The sequence below is a fragment of the Streptomyces sp. NPDC006655 genome (genome assembly GCF_040703965.1).
Lineage (GTDB): Bacteria > Actinomycetota > Actinomycetes > Streptomycetales > Streptomycetaceae > Streptomyces.
Genome location: NZ_JBEYJU010000011.1, coordinates 32012 through 49106, shown reverse-complemented (window position 1 = coordinate 49106; position 17095 = coordinate 32012). Strand labels below are relative to the sequence as shown.

The 17095-nt window shown below is 69.7% G+C and carries 13 protein-coding genes; 5 read left to right on the top strand and 8 right to left on the bottom strand.

Annotated elements, in window-relative coordinates; translation table 11 throughout:
• The first annotated feature begins 1 nt into the window (after position 1).
• The 4 genes from rsmG to AB0958_RS09060 all read left to right on the top strand — a co-directional run bounded on the left by rsmG (position 2) and on the right by AB0958_RS09060 (position 4118).
• Positions 2–721, top strand: a complete 720-nt coding sequence (gene rsmG, locus AB0958_RS09075) for a 16S rRNA (guanine(527)-N(7))-methyltransferase RsmG (RefSeq protein ID WP_133023702.1) — start codon at positions 2–4, stop codon at positions 719–721.
• A 288-nt stretch (positions 722–1009) separates the two neighbouring features.
• Positions 1010–2083, top strand: a complete 1074-nt coding sequence (locus AB0958_RS09070) for a ParA family protein (RefSeq protein ID WP_358972150.1) — start codon at positions 1010–1012, stop codon at positions 2081–2083.
• The gene (locus AB0958_RS09065) at positions 2080–3192 is read left to right on the top strand and encodes a ParB/RepB/Spo0J family partition protein (RefSeq protein WP_366889700.1); all 1113 of its coding nucleotides are present in this window, start codon (positions 2080–2082) and stop codon (positions 3190–3192) included. Before AB0958_RS09070 ends, AB0958_RS09065 begins: the two co-directional genes overlap by 4 nt.
• Before the next feature lie 308 nt (positions 3193–3500).
• Positions 3501–4118, top strand: coding sequence for a GNAT family N-acetyltransferase (locus AB0958_RS09060; RefSeq protein WP_366889699.1), 618 nt, complete (start codon positions 3501–3503; stop codon positions 4116–4118).
• 52 nt (positions 4119–4170) lie between these two features.
• On the opposite strand, the gene trxA is transcribed toward AB0958_RS09060, so the two are convergent.
• From trxA to AB0958_RS09025, 7 genes are all read right to left on the bottom strand, one after another.
• Positions 4171–4503 carry a thioredoxin gene (trxA, locus tag AB0958_RS09055; protein ID WP_366889698.1) on the bottom strand — a complete coding sequence of 111 codons (333 nt, stop codon included), beginning with the start codon at positions 4501–4503 and terminating at the stop codon, positions 4171–4173.
• Positions 4504–4549: 46 nt separating this feature from the next.
• Positions 4550–5518 carry a thioredoxin-disulfide reductase gene (trxB, locus tag AB0958_RS09050; protein WP_046727606.1) on the bottom strand — a complete coding sequence of 323 codons (969 nt, stop codon included), beginning with the start codon at positions 5516–5518 and terminating at the stop codon, positions 4550–4552.
• A 192-nt stretch (positions 5519–5710) separates the two neighbouring features.
• Complete coding sequence (locus AB0958_RS09045; RefSeq protein ID WP_366889697.1) at positions 5711–6598, bottom strand: zf-HC2 domain-containing protein; 888 nt, start codon at positions 6596–6598, stop codon at positions 5711–5713.
• Positions 6595–7320: an RNA polymerase sigma factor SigM gene (gene sigM, locus AB0958_RS09040; RefSeq protein ID WP_366889695.1), complete on the bottom strand. Its 726-nt coding sequence runs from the start codon at positions 7318–7320 to the stop codon at positions 6595–6597. The genes AB0958_RS09045 and sigM overlap by 4 nt, the downstream gene beginning before the upstream one ends.
• A gap of 34 nt (positions 7321–7354) precedes the next feature.
• On the bottom strand, positions 7355–9073 hold the full coding sequence (locus AB0958_RS09035) for a protein kinase family protein (protein ID WP_366889694.1): 1719 nt from the start codon (positions 9071–9073) through the stop codon (positions 7355–7357).
• Between the two features lie 119 nt (positions 9074–9192).
• Complete coding sequence (murJ, locus tag AB0958_RS09030; RefSeq protein WP_366889692.1) at positions 9193–11511, bottom strand: murein biosynthesis integral membrane protein MurJ; 2319 nt, start codon at positions 11509–11511, stop codon at positions 9193–9195.
• A 46-nt stretch (positions 11512–11557) separates the two neighbouring features.
• The gene (locus tag AB0958_RS09025) at positions 11558–13957 is read right to left on the bottom strand and encodes a DUF6049 family protein (protein WP_366889691.1); all 2400 of its coding nucleotides are present in this window, start codon (positions 13955–13957) and stop codon (positions 11558–11560) included.
• A gap of 287 nt (positions 13958–14244) precedes the next feature.
• On the opposite strand from AB0958_RS09025, the gene AB0958_RS09020 reads away from it, so the two are divergent.
• Positions 14245–15711: a CCA tRNA nucleotidyltransferase gene (locus AB0958_RS09020; RefSeq protein WP_366889690.1), complete on the top strand. Its 1467-nt coding sequence runs from the start codon at positions 14245–14247 to the stop codon at positions 15709–15711.
• A gap of 64 nt (positions 15712–15775) precedes the next feature.
• Here AB0958_RS09020 and AB0958_RS09015 read toward each other — a convergent pair whose 3' ends face one another.
• The gene (locus AB0958_RS09015; protein WP_366889689.1) at positions 15776–17086 is read right to left on the bottom strand and encodes an MFS transporter; all 1311 of its coding nucleotides are present in this window, start codon (positions 17084–17086) and stop codon (positions 15776–15778) included.
• Between the last annotated feature and the right edge of the window lie 9 nt (positions 17087–17095).

Sequence of the window (17095 nt, the reverse complement as noted above, 5' to 3'; positions counted from 1 at the left end):
CGTGACGGAGGCTGCGGAGCTCCCCCCGGCGCCCGAACAGGCGCGGGAAGTGTTCGGCGAGCGCTTCGCCGATGCGGTCCGCTACGCGGAGCTGCTCGCCGAGGCAGGCGTGCAGCGTGGTCTGATCGGCCCACGGGAAGTGCCTCGCCTGTGGGAGCGGCACCTGCTGAACTGCGCGGTGCTCTCGGAGGCGGTCCCCGAGGGGGTGACCGTGTGCGATGTGGGCTCCGGCGCAGGATTGCCGGGTATCCCGCTGGCGCTGGTCAGGGAGGACCTCAACATCACCCTCCTTGAGCCGTTGCTGCGGCGTACCAACTTCCTGACCGAGGTCGTCGAACTGCTCGGCCTGGACCATGTGACCGTGGTGCGCGGCCGTGCCGAGGAGGTCATGGGCAAGCTGCCTCCGGTGCATGTGGTGACGGCCCGTGCCGTCGCTCCGCTGGACCGTCTGGCCACCTGGGGGATTCCGCTGTTGCGGCCCTACGGCGAGATGCTGGCCCTCAAGGGGGACACGGCGGAGGAGGAGCTGAAGGCCGCGGCGACGGCGCTGACCAAGCTCGGTGCGGTGTCCACGTCTGTCCTCCAGGTGGGTGAGGGTGTGGTGGATCCGCTGTCCACGGTCGTCCGGGTGGAGGTCGGGGAGAGCCCGGGCGGTGTGCGCTTCGCGGCCAAACGAGCGAAGGCGGCCCGCACGGGGCGGGCTCGTCGCCGACGCGGATGACGGTGAGACGTACTCCACACAAGCTGCCGAAACTACGCATGACGGAGTGTCGCGGCTTTTCGGCCCCGCGTGCTGTGCATCGTGTTTCACGTGAAACGTCGTTCCTTGCTGCACGGCATCATCGGCCGGGGCCGCGCTGCGGCCGAACCGCGTGATCGAAAGCCCCTTGGTTCCCTGGGAGGGGACCCCGCTGGTGACACTCCGTCCTCCCTGCGGGGCACGGAGTTGTCCACAGAGGTGGATTTCTCCACAGAACAACAGGCCTCACTGGTTCACGACCCCGAAGACATGGGAGGCTCTGTTCATTGCGAGCCTGAAGTCGAGGAGAGTGAATCCTTGCGGTCCGACGCCAACATCGCGGGACCGATGACCGATCCGGTCCCCGGTCCCCGTACCGAATCGATGGGGGCGGATGTTTCACGTGAAACACCGCCTCCGATGGACGACACTCCCATCGGTCGTGCTGCCCAACTCGCGGTGGAGGCTTTGGGCCGCGCCGGCGAAGGTCTGCCACGTCCGGAGCAGACCAGAGTCATCGTGGTCGCCAACCAGAAGGGCGGCGTGGGCAAGACGACGACCACCGTCAACCTTGCCGCGTCACTCGCCCTGCACGGCGGTCGTGTTCTGGTGATCGACCTCGACCCTCAGGGCAATGCCTCCACCGCGTTGGGCATCGACCACCACGCCGAAGTTCCGTCCATCTACGACGTGTTGGTCGAGAGCAAGCCGCTTGCCGAGGTCGTCCAGCCGGTGGTGGACGTCGAGGGTCTCTTCTGTGCTCCCGCCACCATCGATCTCGCCGGTGCGGAGATCGAGCTGGTGTCCCTGGTGGCGCGGGAGAGCCGGCTTCAGCGGGCGATCCTGGCGTACGAGCAGCCGCTGGACTACATCCTCATCGACTGCCCGCCCTCGCTCGGCCTGCTGACGGTCAACGCACTCGTCGCGGGCGCCGAGGTACTCATCCCGATCCAGTGTGAGTACTACGCGCTGGAGGGACTGGGCCAGCTGCTCCGCAACGTCGACCTGGTGCGGGGGCACCTCAACCCCGACCTGCATGTGTCGACCATCCTGCTCACCATGTACGACGGCCGGACGCGCCTCGCCTCCCAGGTCGCGGACGAGGTGCGCAGTCACTTCGGCGACGAGGTGCTGCGGACGAGCATTCCCCGCTCGGTCCGTATCTCCGAGGCGCCGAGTTACGGGCAGACGGTACTGACCTACGATCCTGGATCGAGCGGTGCCCTCTCCTATCTTGAGGCGGCCCGAGAAATCGCGCTGAGGGGCGTCGGTGTCAGCTACGACCCGACACAGGCCCATATCGGCGCACAGACGAACCCGAACATGGTGGAGGGGATCCAGTGAGCGACCGACGGAGGATTGGCCTGGGCCGTGGTCTGGGCGCACTGATCCCTGCTGCCCCGACCGAGCGGACCCCGGCACAGACCGCGGTGGAGGGCGGCCCGACGGGAACTCCCGCCGCCGTCCCACCACTGACGGACCGCGGGGTCGCGGCGGCCAAGGTGACCACCCTGCCGCCGGTCGTCCAGGAGACCGAGGAGCCCTCGGTGTTCGGCTCGGCCCCGGAGATGCCCGCGCCCCCGATGGGCGCCCACTTCGCGGAGATCCCCCTCGACGACATCACGCCGAACCCGCGCCAGCCGCGTGAGGTCTTCGACGAGGACGCTCTGCACGAGCTGGTCACCTCCATCCAGGAGGTGGGTCTGCTCCAGCCGGTCGTCGTCCGGCAGTTGGGCCCCGCGCGTTATGAGCTCATCATGGGTGAGCGGCGCTGGCGGGCCTGCCGCGAGGCCGGTCTGGAGGCGATCCCGGCGATCGTCAGGGCGACGGACGACGAGAAGCTCCTCCTGGACGCGCTGCTGGAGAACCTGCACCGCGCCCAGCTGAACCCGCTGGAAGAGGCCGCCGCCTACGACCAGTTGCTGAAGGACTTCAACTGCACGCACGACCAGCTGGCCGACCGGATCGGGCGCTCCCGCCCGCAGGTCTCCAACACGCTGCGGTTGCTCAAACTGTCACCGGCGGTTCAGCGCCGGGTCGCCGCGGGAGTGCTGTCGGCCGGTCACGCCCGGGCGCTGCTCTCCGTCGACGACTCGGAGGAGCAGGACCGACTGGCCCACCGGATCGTGGCCGAGGGGCTGTCGGTGCGGGCCGTCGAGGAGATCGTGACCCTGATGGGATCCCGTCCTCAGACGGCGACCCGTGCCAAGGGGCCACGGGCCGGCGCCCGCCTCTCCCCAGCGCTGACCGATCTCGCGACCCGGCTTTCGGACCGCTTCGAGACACGGGTGAAGGTCGACCTCGGCCAGAAGAAGGGCAAGATCACCGTCGAGTTCGCCTCGATGGAGGACCTGGAGCGGATCCTCGGGACGCTCGCCCCGGGCGAGGGGCCGGTCCTCCACCATGGACTCCAGGACGGTGACGCCCCGAGCGCCGAGAAGTCCGAGGACTGACCGCCCGGTTGTCTCCAGAGCGGATCGTGTCCGGTTCACACCGGACACGATCCGCTCTTTGCTTTCATGCGGTGCCGATGGAATCCCGGTGTGGATACGATGCGTTCGGTATGGCGCATTCATCTGGCAGCTGGCAGCACCTCTGAATGGGAGGCGGGGGCCATGCGATCGATGAGCCGCACCGGACTCGTGAGCGCGGGCCTGGGACTGGGTGCGACCGTAGGGTTCATCGGCAGTCTGCTCAGGGAACGCAGCGCTCTGGCAGTCGCTCGCGACGCCGCGGGCGAAGGAAGCGAGGAACAGCCTTCATGGGGCGTCGGCTCATACCGCTCACGCTGGACAACCTTCAGGACCTTCCCCAGCGCTGCCGCTCGTGCGTCTTCTGGGAACTGGACCCCGTCAGCGGCGAAGCAGCGGTGAAAGCGGGGACACCCGCGCTGGAGAAGGAGTCCTGGATCTCCGCGGTCCTGCTCGACTGGGGTTCCTGCGGTCGGGTGGTCTATGTCGACGACGTACCGGTGGGCTTCGTGCTCTACGCCCCGCCCGCCTACGTCCCTCGCTCCACGGCGTTCCCCACCAGCCCGGTCGCACCGGATGCCGTCCAGCTGATCACGGGCTTCATCATGCCCGGCTACCAGGGACAGGGACTCGGGCGGGTGATGGTCCAGACGGTCGCCAAGGATCTCCTGAGACGCGGCTTCAAGGCGATCGAGGCGTTCGGCGACGCCCGCTACAAGGAGCCTGCCTGTCTGCTGCCCGCCGAGCACCTGCTCGCCGTGGGCTTCAAGACGGTACGGCAGCATCCCGTGCATCCCCGGCTGCGGCTGGAACTGCGGACGACGCTCTCCTGGAAGGAAGACGTCGAGCTGGCGCTCGACAGGCTGCTGGGGGCCGTACAGAAGGAACCGGCGCTACGACCGCTCTGATGCGAATGGGCCAACCCACAGGGGTTGGCCCATTCGTGTTTCACGTGAAACGTCACTCGGCGATGAAGGCCTCAAGGTCACGCACAAGCGCGGCCTTCGGCTTGGCGCCGACGATGGTCTTGGCGACCTCGCCATGCTGGTAGACGTTCAGGGTCGGGATCGACATGACGCCGTACTTGGCCGCCGTGGTCGGGTTCTCGTCGATGTTCAGCTTGACGATCTCGATCTTCTCGCCGTGCTCGGCGGCGATCGCCTCCAGTGACGGGGCGATCTGGCGGCAGGGACCGCACCACTCGGCCCAGAAGTCCACCAGGACAGGCTTGTCGCTCTTGAGGACGACCTCTTCGAAGTCGGCGTCGGTCACATGCTTCAGAGTGCCGGCCACGGCGGGCTCCTTTACTTGATGGTGCGGTGGGGAGGAAGGGGGATGATCAGACGGTGGTCTTCTCGGGCTCGGCCTTCTCCTCGTCCGCGAGGGCGGCGAGGAAACGCTCGGCGTCGAGAGCGGCGGAGCAGCCGGTGCCGGCCGCGGTGATCGCCTGGCGGTAGGTGTGGTCGACCACGTCACCGGCGGCGAACACACCCGTGACGTTGGTGTGCGTCGAGGGTGCGGCGACCTTGAGGTAGCCCTCCTCGTCGAGGTCGAGCTGTCCCTTGAAGAGCTCGGTGCGCGGGTCGTGGCCGATCGCGATGAACAGGCCGGTCACCGGCAGGTCGGAGAGCTCGCCGGTCTTGACGTTGCGGAGCTTGAGGCCGGCCAGCTTCTGCTCGCCCTGGACCTCGGCGATCTCGCTGTCCCAGGCGAACTTGATCTTCGGGTCGGCGAAAGCGCGCTCCTGCATCGCCTTGGAGGCGCGCAGGGTGTCCCGGCGGTGGACGATCGTCACGGACCTGGCGAACCGGGAGAGGAAGGTGGCCTCCTCCATCGCGGTGTCGCCGCCGCCGATCACGGCGATGTCCTGGTCCTTGAAGAAGAAGCCGTCACAGGTGGCGCACCAGGAGACGCCACGGCCGGAGAGCGCGTCCTCGTTCGGCAGGCCGAGCTTGCGGTGCTGGGAGCCAGTGGTGACGATGACGGCCTTGGCCTTGTGGACCGTGCCCGCGGTGTCCGTGACGGTCTTGATCTCACCGGTCAGGTCGACGGAGACGACGTCGTCCGGAACCAGCTCGGCGCCGAAGCGCTCGGCCTGCGCCCGCATGTTGTCCATGAGGTCGGGGCCCATGATGCCGTCGCGGAAGCCCGGGAAGTTCTCCACCTCGGTGGTGTTCATCAGCGCACCGCCCGCGGTGACGGCACCCTCGAACACGAGGGGCTTCAGCGACGCGCGCGCGGTGTAGAGCGCCGCCGTGTAGCCGGCGGGCCCGGAGCCGATGATGATCACGTTACGGACGTCGCTCACGGCTTGATTCCTCGTCTCTGGTCTACGTCAGTTCGACCGGTGAGAGCTTCTCTCGGAAGCTCTCACCCCACCCAACGGATCCTACGGGGCGCGCATTCCCGGTGTGTCCGGGCACACGGCCATCCCACACCTACGGATTTCCGCGTCGGGCGGAGACGATGCGTCCTCGGCTCGGAGTTGTGCCGGAGGCGCTCAGGGACGAGCCAGGGACTCGGTCAGAAGGACCTTGCCCGGGGAGGTCGCGCTGCTGCAGTCGGCGTCCACGACGAAGGCGGTCACTCGCGAGGAGTCCGAGGCGTCGGGGAGCACGACGAGATAGACGCGCTTCCCCTCGTACGTCCCCTCCTTCGCGGCGAGCAGGTCACCGGACTGGCTGATGCCCTCACGGACGCACGACGGCACCGATGGCAGCGGCTGGATGAAGGGGGAGTACGGGGCCGCCGACGATCCGGACGGGGTGGAGTCGCCCTGGATGCCCACCTCCGGCCTCTTGGAGCCGCGCAACGTTGCCTTGGTGCCGAGGAGGCCGTTCACCTCCGTCTGCAGGGTGCTTTTGGTGAAGCCCACGGCGGAGTTCGTCGGCTTGCCCTGAGCTGTCACCGGCCCCTTGTCGTTGCCGCCGAGCGAGAGGAGGAAGAAGGATCCGGCGCCCAGGACGGCGGCGGTGAGGACAGCACCGAGGGCGAGGGTCCGGCGACGGCGACCACGGTCGGATCCGTGGTTCCTGCGGCCAGGACCGGTCGAGGCGCTCGGCCTTCCTGCCGGACGGCCCCCTGGGGACGCGAGCGTCGATGTTTCACGTGAAACATGAGCTTCGGGTGGGGCGGTCTGCAACAGGGCCTCGGCGGCGAGAGCCGCGTCGATCCGGCTCGCGACGTCGGCCGGCATGGCTACGGGACCCGGGACCGTGCCGAGCAGGCCCCGGATCTCGTCCAGTGAGGCATGGACATCGGCACAGAGCTCGCACCCGTCGAGGTGCTGCCGTACTTCTGCGGTCCGGGCGGGCGGGAGCAGACCTTCGGTCAGGTCGGAGATCTCCGAGACGTCCGGGTGCCCGGTCGCGTCCGTCGTCGACGTCACGCTCGTCCACCTCCGCCCTTCGCTGCGGCCGGATCACTCGGCCCGGTGTTGTGCGGGCCCTCGTTTCGAGGCCTCGCTGCCGGTGGGACGGATGTCCCCTCCGCCCGGTTCCGTGCCGGGTCCGGGTCATTCTCGTCACCGGTGTTTGCCGGCCGCAGATGAGTGAGCAGTGGCAGGAGTCTGGCTCTGCCGCGAGCGCAGCGGCTCTTCACCGTCCCCGTGGGCACCTCGAGGATGTGGGCCGCCTCCGCGACCGGATATCCCTGCATGTCGACCAGGACGAGCGCGGCGCGCTGGTCGTGCGGGAGGGTGCCGAGGGCCTCCAGGAGCTGGCGGTGCAGGTCGTGCCGCTCGGCCGGAGCGGAGGCCGATTCATGCGGCTCCAGCAGGTGCTCCAGCCGCTCGGTGTCATCGACCGGGGACGTTTTCCGGGAGGCCGCTTTACGGGCCCGGTCCAGGCAGGCGTTCACCGTGATCCGGTGCAGCCAGGTCGTGACGGCCGACTGGCCCCGGAACGTATGGGCGGCCCGGTAGGCGGACACGAGGGCGTCCTGGACGGCGTCGGCGGCCTCCTCGCGGTCCCCCAGGGTCCGCAGGGCGACCGCCCAGAGCCGGTCCCGGTGCCGCCGTACGATCTCACCGAAGGCGTCGGGGTCACCTTCCACATGGCGGGCGAGCAGCTCCTGATCGCTCACCCCGCCGTATCCGGCACCCTCCGCCATCTGCCCCTCCGCCTTCGGTGCCTCCGGTGAGACGTCAGCCCGTGAACTTCACTTCCGTGATGGCCTGCTTGTAACCGGCGTCCGAGTACGTGGCAGGGTCCGCACCCGACTTGGGCACGGCGGTCATCCACAGGAGCACGTACTGACTCTTGACCTTCTTGCTGACCTTCACCGTGGCGGTGCTCCCGGTGGTGGTGATGCTGCCGATCTTCGTCAGCGAACTCACCGGCCCCGGGGTCAGCGAGTCGGCGGCGTAGAGCGCGACCGTCGTGTGATCGCCAGCGTAGCGAAGGGAGATGGTTCCCGTGGTGAGTTCCTTCGCAGAGCCCAGGTCGTAGACGATGCCCACACCTGCTTTGTACGGCGCCAGCTCGGGACCCTCGTTGAAGGTCTTCGTCCGCCAGAAGGTGGAGGTGTTGCCGTCGTAGGTCAACTTCACGTCGGTCGGGTGCTGGGCGCCGCCGTCGACGACGTACTCCTGGGCGTCCTGGATCTTTATCGGGGTGACCGGTGCGGGGCCGGCGTTGTTCTTGTCGCCGTCGTCCGTCGTCTGCGTGGTGGTGCCGTCGGACTTGTCGCCCTGGTTCATCAGGGCTTCCGCGAGCTGCCAACTGCCCAGGCCCAGGGCCGCGATGAGAAGGGCCGAGACGGTCCACTTCAGGGCCTTGCCGGTGCGGCTCTGGAGCGGAGGCGGCGGGGGCTGGATGGGCTGGGTCACGCCGGGGGACGCGGGGCGGCCGTAGGTGCCCTGCTGATAGGTGGTGCGCTGGTACTCGGGCGGTGCCGTGAACGCCGGCTCCGGCGGGCGGATGCGTGGCATCTCGCCGATCGCCTTCACCAGCTCCTCGGGCGTGGTGCAGGCCGACTCGTGGCGGGAGGCGGTGGCACCGTCGTTGACCAGGGCGCGCATGGCGAGCTCGGACAGGCCGCGATGGACCCCGGCGCGCACCTGGTCGGGTGCGATGAGGCCGACGTCCTTGGGCAGCCCGGCCAGACCGTAGGCGTCGCTCTCGTACGGCCAGCGCTGGGTCAGCGCCGCGTACAGCAGGGCGCCGATCGCCTTGGTGTCGGTGCGCTGGGGGGTGTCGGAACTGATGCCGCGCAGCGCCGCGTTCACCGCGAGCCCGCGGATGCGCCACTGGCCGGTGGAGGTACGCAGCACCGCGTTCGGGTTGAGGCGGAGGTGCGCCAGGCCCTCGCGGTGCGCGGCCGCCATCGCGGAGGCGATCTGACTGACCATCTGGTAGGCGTCGTGCGGCTCCAGCGGGCCGGCCGCGAGCAGCGCGGTCAGCTCGGTGGCGTCGGGAAGCCACTCGTGCACGACGTACACGAGGTCGTTCTCCTCGACGGCGTCCAGCACCTGGACGAACCGGGGATCGCCGAGCAGTGCGGCGGACCGGGCGGCGGCCAGCACCGCACGGCTGCGCGCATGATCGGCGGGCAGGACGTGGACTCCGACGGCACGCCGGAGTTTCTCGTCGACCGCACGCCAGCTGCTGAATCCGTCCAGACGGGTGACGCACTCCTCGAGACGGTAGCGTCTGGCGAGTTTGTGACCGCTGTGCAGTTCGGGAGGTGAGGTCTTCTTCCCGGGGTCCGCGGCCGTACCGCTCCCCTGGGCCCTGTCGCTGTCCGTGTCCTGCTCCGGGTTCTGGGCCACCCCGTCGGCCGTGGACTGGTCCGCCTTGGCGGTCAGCGGCTTGTCACCGCTGTTGTCTGCCACGTCGACGGCAGCCGTGCTCCGTTCCGCCACCGTCGTTCCCTGCCTCCCCATCCGTTGCACGCTGTCCGACGCCGAAACCAATTGTGCCCACAGTCCCCCGCTATGCACGACACGCGGCGGCGAACGATGGTTGTGCGCTTACCCCTGTCTCAGCGACCCAGACGCCCGCGCACCATACCCACGAGGGAGTTGAGCTCCTCGATGCGCATGCGGCGCGCGGCCACGTAGAAGACGCCGAGCAGAAGGACTCCGCCGGCCAGCAGCGCGGCGAAGGAACCGATCACACCCTGCCCCAGAGTGTGGCCGATGCCGTAGCAGGCCGCACCACTGAGCAGTGCCGCCGGTACGGAGGCGATGCACAGCCGGGCGTAGGTGCGGGTGACCCGGGAGCCGTCGAGGTCGCCGCCGAGCCGCTTGCGCAGCCGCCGCCACGCCACTCCGACGCCGGTCGCGTAGGCCAGGCCGTACGAGGCGGCCATGCCCGCCACCGCCCAGCGCGCCGGAAGCAGGTAGTAACAGGCGACCGAGGCGCCCGCGTTGACCGCGGCGACGATGACAGTGTTGTAGAACGGGGTGCGGGTGTCTTCGTAGGCGTAGAAGGCACGCAGGACGACGTACTGCACCGAGTAGGGGATCAGGCCGAGGGCGAAGGCCATCAGCATGAAGCCCATGTTGGTGGCCTCGCTGATGCCCGAGGAACCGAAGATCAGGGTGCACATCGGGATGCCGAGGGCCAGGAAGCCGAAGGAGATGGGGACGATCGCGACGGCGGTCGTCCGCAGTCCCTGGGAGATGTCGTCGCGGACGGCGCCCGTGTCGTTCTCGGCGGCGGAGCGTGAGATCCGCGGCAGCAGGGCCGCCATCAGGGAGACCGTGATGATGGCCTGCGGCAGGCCCCAGATCAGCTGGGCGTTGGCGTAGGCGGCGAAGCCGGTGCCGTCGACCGGGGAGTGCTTGCCGGCCGCGGTCGACAGCTGGGAGACGACGATCGCGCCGGCCTGGTTGGCGAGGACGAAGAGCACGGTCCACTTGGCGAGCGTGGCGGCCTTGCCGAGGCCGTGGCCCCGCCAGTCGAAGCGCAGCCGCAGCCGGAACCCGGTCTCGCGCAGGTAGGGGACCATGGCCAGGGCCTGGACCACCAGACCGAGCAGCACGCCGAGGCCGAGCAGTCGCTGGCCCTCCGGCGGGATGTTCGTGACCTTCATGCCGGAGTGCGCGGCGGTGCCGTACACCCAGATGAACAGGCCGAGGGTGACGATGATGACGATGTTGTTGAGGACCGGGGTCCACATCATCGCGCCGAACTTGCCCCGTGCGTTGAGGATCTGGCCCATCACCACGTGGATGCCCATGAAGAAGATCGAGGGCAGGAAGTAGCGCACGAAGGTGATGCCGACCTCGTTGGCCGCCGGGTCGCTGGCCACCGGGTCGGACAGCAGGCGGATGAGGAGGGGCGCGGCCGCGATGGTGGCCGCCGTGAGCAGGCCCAGCGCCACCATCACGAGGGTCAGCAGCCGGTTGGCGAACGCCTCGCCGCCGTCGTCGTCCTCCTTCATGGCGCGCACCAGCTGCGGCACGAAGACCGAGTTGAGGCCGCCGCCGACGGTCAGGATGTAGATCATCGTCGGCAGCTGGTAGGCGACCTGGAAGGTGTCGCCGAGCAGACCGACGCCCAGCGCGGAGACGATCAGCGCGGAGCGGACGAAACCGGTGAGGCGGGAGACCATCGTGCCCGCCGCCATCACGGCGCTCGACTTGAGCAGCCCTCCGGCCTTCCCGCCCTTCTTGACGGGGGCCGGGGCGGGGGCGGCGGTGTCCGGTGCGGCCGCGGCGACGGGCGCGGCACCGAGGTTCAGCGTCTGGTCGCTCGCGGGGGACGGGGCGGCCGGGGGGGTCGGCGCCTGGTACCGCGGCCTGGGTGAGACGCCGCCCGGGGCCGCGGCCGGACCGGGTACCGCCGGGGGCTCGGTCGGCAGCTGGGTGCCGCCCTGCTGCGGGTCCCGGTAGCCGCTCTGCTGCTGGTCCCGGAAGAGGTGGGCGAAGGCGTCCGGCTCGTGGCGTTCCTCACCGGAGTGCGAGACCAGGTCGTCCACGCCCACGAACTGGGTCGTCCGGGGGTCGTCGCCGTACGGCAGGTACTGGGTCGGGCCCTCCGGCTCGGGCGCAGGCGTCTGGGCCCACACCTGCGGGTCCGGGGCGTACGGCGACTGGGCGGGCCGGCCGTAGAGCGGTTGCTGGGGGTACGTGCCCGGGGGCGGCGGCGGGTGGGCGGCACGGTCGTAGAGCGCCTCGGCGACCGGGTCCTGGGCCGAGAGGTCCTGTGCCCGGTAGGGGTCCTGGTCGTAGGCGTCCTGGAGGTACATGTCAGCCGCGTGCTGCGGCGGGACCTGGCCGGGCTCCGGCGGCGGCTCGGGGTAGCCCGAACCGGCCGCGCCCTGGCCGCGTTCACCGTCGTACGGCGCGTTCATGGTTACCCCACCTCATCGTCCCGGGCCACACCGGCCACGACATCGCTCAACGGTCCACTCTCTCACCCGTCCCGGACGGGTCGGCGCTTTCCGGTGCGGTGTCCGGTGTCGGGTCACTCGGCTGCTCGGGGTCGTCTGCCCCGGACCGGGCGTCGGACTCTCCCGGGCGACGGCCGCCAGGAGTGCCGGGGCTCCCGGGCCCAGCGGTGTTCTCGGGGCCCTCGTCCGCAGGGCCGCCCGGGGTGTCCTCGCCGGCCGGAGCCGGACCGTCGCCCTCCGCTGCCTGGCGGGCGGCCGCCCGCTTGCGCTGGGTGTACATCCGGAAGCCCGCCAGCACCAGCAGCAGCACACCGCCGCCGATGACCAGCATCACGGTGGGCGTGACCTCGGTGACCTTCACGTCGAACCGGACGGGCTGGCCGTATTCCTGGCCGTCCTGGGTGTACAGCTGCGCGGTGACCTCCACCCGGCCGTTGGCGTTGGCCGAGGTGGAGAACTTCACGGACTGGCTGTGGCCGCCGGAGACCGCGACGGGCTGCTCGTAGTAGGGCTTGCCGCCGATCTCCAGCCGGGTCGGCATCGTCGACGTCAGCCGCAGGACGAGGTGGTCGACGCCCTGGACCAGGTTGTTCTGGACGGTGACCGGGATGGTGGCGCTGCGTCCGGAGAGCTTGGTCTCGGACTTGTCGATCAGCTTGACCTCGCCGATGAGGTCGTCGAGCCAGGATTCCACGCCCGTGCGGAAGCTGTCCGCGTCGGTGCCGCGTCCCCGCCACGACGCGGACATCTCCCGGTTTATGGCCCGGCCGAACGGGGTCACCACCCGGGACTGCTTGCTGAGGATCACCTGGAAGTTGTCGAGCTTGTCCTGGGTACGTGCGATCTGCTCGAAGGCCGTCCGGGGCAGCTCCTGCCTGCGCAGCGAGGACGGGTAGGCGGACGACGAGGGGATCTTCGTGGCGGCACCGGGATCGGGCTTGTCCTTGGCGGCGGCCGTGAGGTTCTGGGACTGCGACCAGTTGCTGTCCTGCAGCGCGGTGATGGCCGTCGCCATGGCCTGGGCCTGGCTCGAGGAGGGCATCCGCTGCGGGGCGACGACGATGCTGCGCTGTTTGTCGGTCTGGGTGTTCAGGGCCAGGCTCTGGGCCAGGAACCGCTGCACCGCGAGCGTCGCCGAGTCCGCCGTCGTCAGGTCGCCCTCGAACGCCGTGGACAGCCGGGCGTCCGCGACCACCGCCGTGGTGCCGCCGCCGATCGGACGCGCCGCGGAGGGCGTGTAGGACAGTCCGCCGGTCTCCTGGAGGCTGTCACTGCGGGCGATCACCTTGTCGGCGCCGGCCGAGGTGGCCACCTTGATGATCGACGGGTCGACCGCGCCGTTCACGGGCCAGGCGAAGTCGGTGTCCGGTGTGACATGGAGCACGGTCTCGACCGTGGTGGCCGCGACGTCGGTGGCGTCCTTGAGGTGGCTCAGCGAACCGGTCACCGTGGTGCCGTTGTGGGCGAGGGAGGCCAGGTCGGGGTCGGCGAAGGGGAGCGCGACGACCTCCTTGTCCGCCACCGCGTCCTGGAGGTCGGTCAGGAACTGCTTGGCCACGGCCTGGTGGGTGCCTGCCGTGGTGGTGTCACCGGGGCCCTGGATCTGGTAGCTGCGGGTCATCGCGTCCACGGAGGCCAGCAGGTCCGGGTCGATCACCCAGGTGACGTCCAGGTCCTTGCCGAGTGCCAGCATCTGGGCCAGCCGGCCGCCGGGCGAGATCTCCTTGGCGAGGTCGTCGTTGAGGAAGACCGGCGTCTGCAGTTCGCCCGCCCCTGTCTTGGCCGTCATGTGGACGGTCGAGATCAGCGGCCACAGGTACGTCGTCCTGGTCTTCGTGTCCGCCTCGGAGGACTGCCAGGGCAGGAACGTCTGCTGGACGCCCAGCACCTGGTCCCACTGCTGCGCGGTCGTCCTGCCGGACAGCGAGACACCGAACGGATACACCCCGTCCTGGCCCAGGTCGAGCTTGTCGACGGGGACCGAGATGCTGAAGTGCTCGGCGACCCCCGGGGCGAGCGAGTCGAAGTCCTCGGCGTACTTGCCACCGATCTCGGTGCCGAGGCCGGACTGGAGCTCGTCGGGCTGCTGGGCCGCCGTGTCGATCGCCGACCGGGTGCTGAGCGGGGAACCCACGCGCAGGTCCACATGGGCGTCCGTGACGGCCTGCTTGCTGGTGTTGGTCACCGTGCCGGAGACCGTCAGCGTGTCCCCGTCGGTGGGGGCGCTGGGGCTCAGGGAGTCGATGGCCACCGACACGGCGTTCGATCCGGCCGCCTGGGCCGGCGCCGCGGCAGGCAGCTGCGCCAGCCCGGCCAGCAGAGGCACACCCGCGAGCAGTGCCCCGGTGCGCCGCAGCCAGCGGCGGGCAGGTGAGGGCGTCCCCTGGAAGTCTGCCGCCTCGGCCACGCGCTCGTCCGTCCCTCGTCGTCGTCAGTGGTCGTCGGAATGTGCGTCCACGCATGGTAACGAGGTGCGCTGAGCCGAAGTGCCGCGGTCCGCTTCACAAGATCGGAGAAGCGTATCGGCCTGTCCCCTATATCCAGTATCACCGGAAGGCCTCTTCAAGAGCCGAATACTGGGCTTGTACTGGTACGGAGCGGACTGTCCCAGGGTCGCGTGCGGAGGCTCTGCGGGGAGTGCGGAGGGGATATGGAGGCGCTGGGAGTGGCCAGGGGCACGTACCCTGTGCTGTTGTGCCGAACGCCAATGAAGACAATCCCTCTGCCCTGAGCCAGGCGCAGCAGCGCGCGGTGAGCGAACTGCTGCGGGTGGCGCCCGTCGCCGACGACCTCGCCCGCCGGTTCCAGGAGGCCGGGTTCTCTCTCGCCCTGGTCGGCGGCTCGGTCCGGGACGCACTGCTGGGCCGGCTCGGCAACGACCTGGACTTCACCACCGACGCCCGCCCCGAGGACGTTCTGAAGATCGTCCGGCCCTGGGCGGACGCCGTCTGGGACGTCGGGATCGCCTTCGGCACGGTCGGGGCGCAGAAGGACGCCCGGGTAGGAGGTACCGTTCGGTCCTTCCAGATCGAGGTGACCACCTACCGCTCCGAGGCCTACGACCGCACCTCACGCAAGCCCGATGTGTCGTACGGGGACTCCATCGAGGAAGACCTCGTCCGGCGTGACTTCACCGTGAACGCGATGGCGGTGGCCCTGCCGGAGAAGGAGTTCATCGATCCGCACGGTGGCCGGGAGGACCTGGCCGCACGCGTGCTGCGCACGCCGGGGACGCCCGAGGAGTCCTTCTCGGACGACCCGCTGCGGATGATGCGCGCCGCCCGCTTCGCGGCCCAGCTCGACTTCGAGGTGGCGCCCGAGGTCGTCGCGGCGATGACGGACATGGCCGGCCGGCTGGAGATCGTCTCGGCGGAGCGGGTCCGGGACGAGCTGAACAAGCTGATCCTCTCCGCCCATCCTCGCAAGGGGCTGACACTGCTCGTCGAGACGGGCCTCGCCGACCAGGTGCTGCCCGAGCTTCCTGCCCTGCGTCTGGAGAGCGACGAGCACCATCGGCACAAGGACGTCTACGACCACACGCTGATCGTCCTGGAGCAGGCGATGGCGCTGGAGGAGAACGGTCCCGACCTAGCCCTCCGCCTCGCCGCACTGCTGCATGACATCGGCAAGCCGCGCACGCGCCGCTTCGAGGAGGACGGCCGGGTCTCGTTCCACCACCATGAGGTGGTCGGGGCGAAGATGACCAAGAAGCGCATGACCGCGTTGAAGTACTCCAACGAACTGGTGAAGGACGTCTCGCGGCTGGTCGAACTCCATCTGCGCTTCCACGGCTACGGCACCGGGGAGTGGACGGACTCGGCGGTCCGCCGCTACGTCCGTGACGCGGGTCCGTTGCTCGACCGTCTGCACAAGCTGACCCGGTCCGACTGCACGACCCGGAACAAGCGGAGGGCCGCAGCGCTCTCCCGTGCCTATGACGGCCTGGAGGACCGCATCGCCGAGCTTCAGGAGAAGGAGGAGCTCGACGCGATCCGCCCGGACCTCGACGGCAACCAGATCATGGAGATCCTGGGGATCCGCCCCGGCCCGGAGGTGGGCCAGGCCTACAAGTACATGCTGGAGCTCCGGCTGGAGAACGGCCCGATGGAGCACGACGCCGCGGTGACCGCGCTCAAGGAGTGGTGGGCCGAGCAGGACTGAGCATGCCGACGGGAGGGTGTTTCACGTGAAACACCCTCCCGTCCGGGACGCCGGGGGCGATGTTTCACGTGAAACATCGCCCCTCTCCACTTCCTCTTTGCTGCTGCTTCCCTCGCTGCGCCTCATGGCGGGCCATGGCTGCCGCGACCGCCGCGTAGAGGAGCGCGACCGTGATGACGAGGGCCGCCGAGCGGCCGTCCGGCGGCAGCATGAGGGCGGCGACGCCCGCGGCTCCGACGAAGGCGACATTGAAGAGGACGTCGTACACGGAGAAGATGCGGCCGCGGAAGGAGTCGTCGACCGACGACTGCACGATGGTGTCCGTCGCGATCTTCGCGCCCTGGGTGATCAGCCCCAGCACGAAGGCGGCGACGAGCATGGGAACGGTCGTGAACGGGAGGCCCAGTGCGGGCTCCAGCACGGCGGCGGACGCCGCGCACACGACGATCCAACGGGCGGGGCCCAGGCGCCCGGCGGCCCACGGCGTCACCACGGCCGCCGCGAAGAACCCCGCGCCGGAGAGACCCAGCGCCAGCCCCAGCAGCGCGAGACCGTTGTCCGGGCCGGAGGAGAGGGCGTAGCGGCACAGCATCAGCACCAGGACGAGCAGAGCGCCGTAGCAGAAGCGCATCGTCGTCATGCTGAACAGGGCCCAGGCCGCCTCCCGGCGCTGTGGCGCCGCGAGATGCCGTATCGCTTGGCGCAGGTCGCGTGTGGTGGTGAGGACAGCCGTTCGCAGGCTCGGCCGGGCCGGATGCCGGTCGGGGCCGAGGAGGCCGGGGGCCATGGTCAGGGAGGTGAGGGCCGCGCCCAGATACAGCACGGCGCCCAGCAGAACGACCGCGGCGTCGGAGCCTGAGGCGAGCAGCCGTACGGCGAAGGCCAGGCCGCCGCCGGCGGTCGCGGCGAGGGTGCCCGCCGTCGGTGACAGTGAGTTGGCCAGCACCAGGCGGTCGGTGTCGACCACCCGCGGGAGCGCGGCCGACAGACCCGAAAGGACGAAGCGGTTGACGGCCGTGACACACAGGGCGGAGGCGTAGAACAGCCAGTCGGGCACGTCCCCCACCATCAGGGCGGCGGTGACCGCGGCCAGCAACGCGCGCAGCAGATTGCCGTGAAGGAAGACCTGACGGCGTCGCCAGCGGTCCAGCAGGACACCGGCGAAGGGGCCCACCAGCGAGTACGGGAGCAGCAGGACCGCCATGGCCGAGGCGATCGCGGTGGGTGAGGTCTGTTTCTCCGGTGAGAAGACGACGTAGGCGGCGAGCGCGACCTGGTACACGCCGTCGGCGCCCTGGGAGAGCAGCCGCACGGCGAGCAGACGGCGGAAGTCCCGCAGGCGCAGCAGGACACGCAGGTCACGGACGACGGGCATGGGGCACAG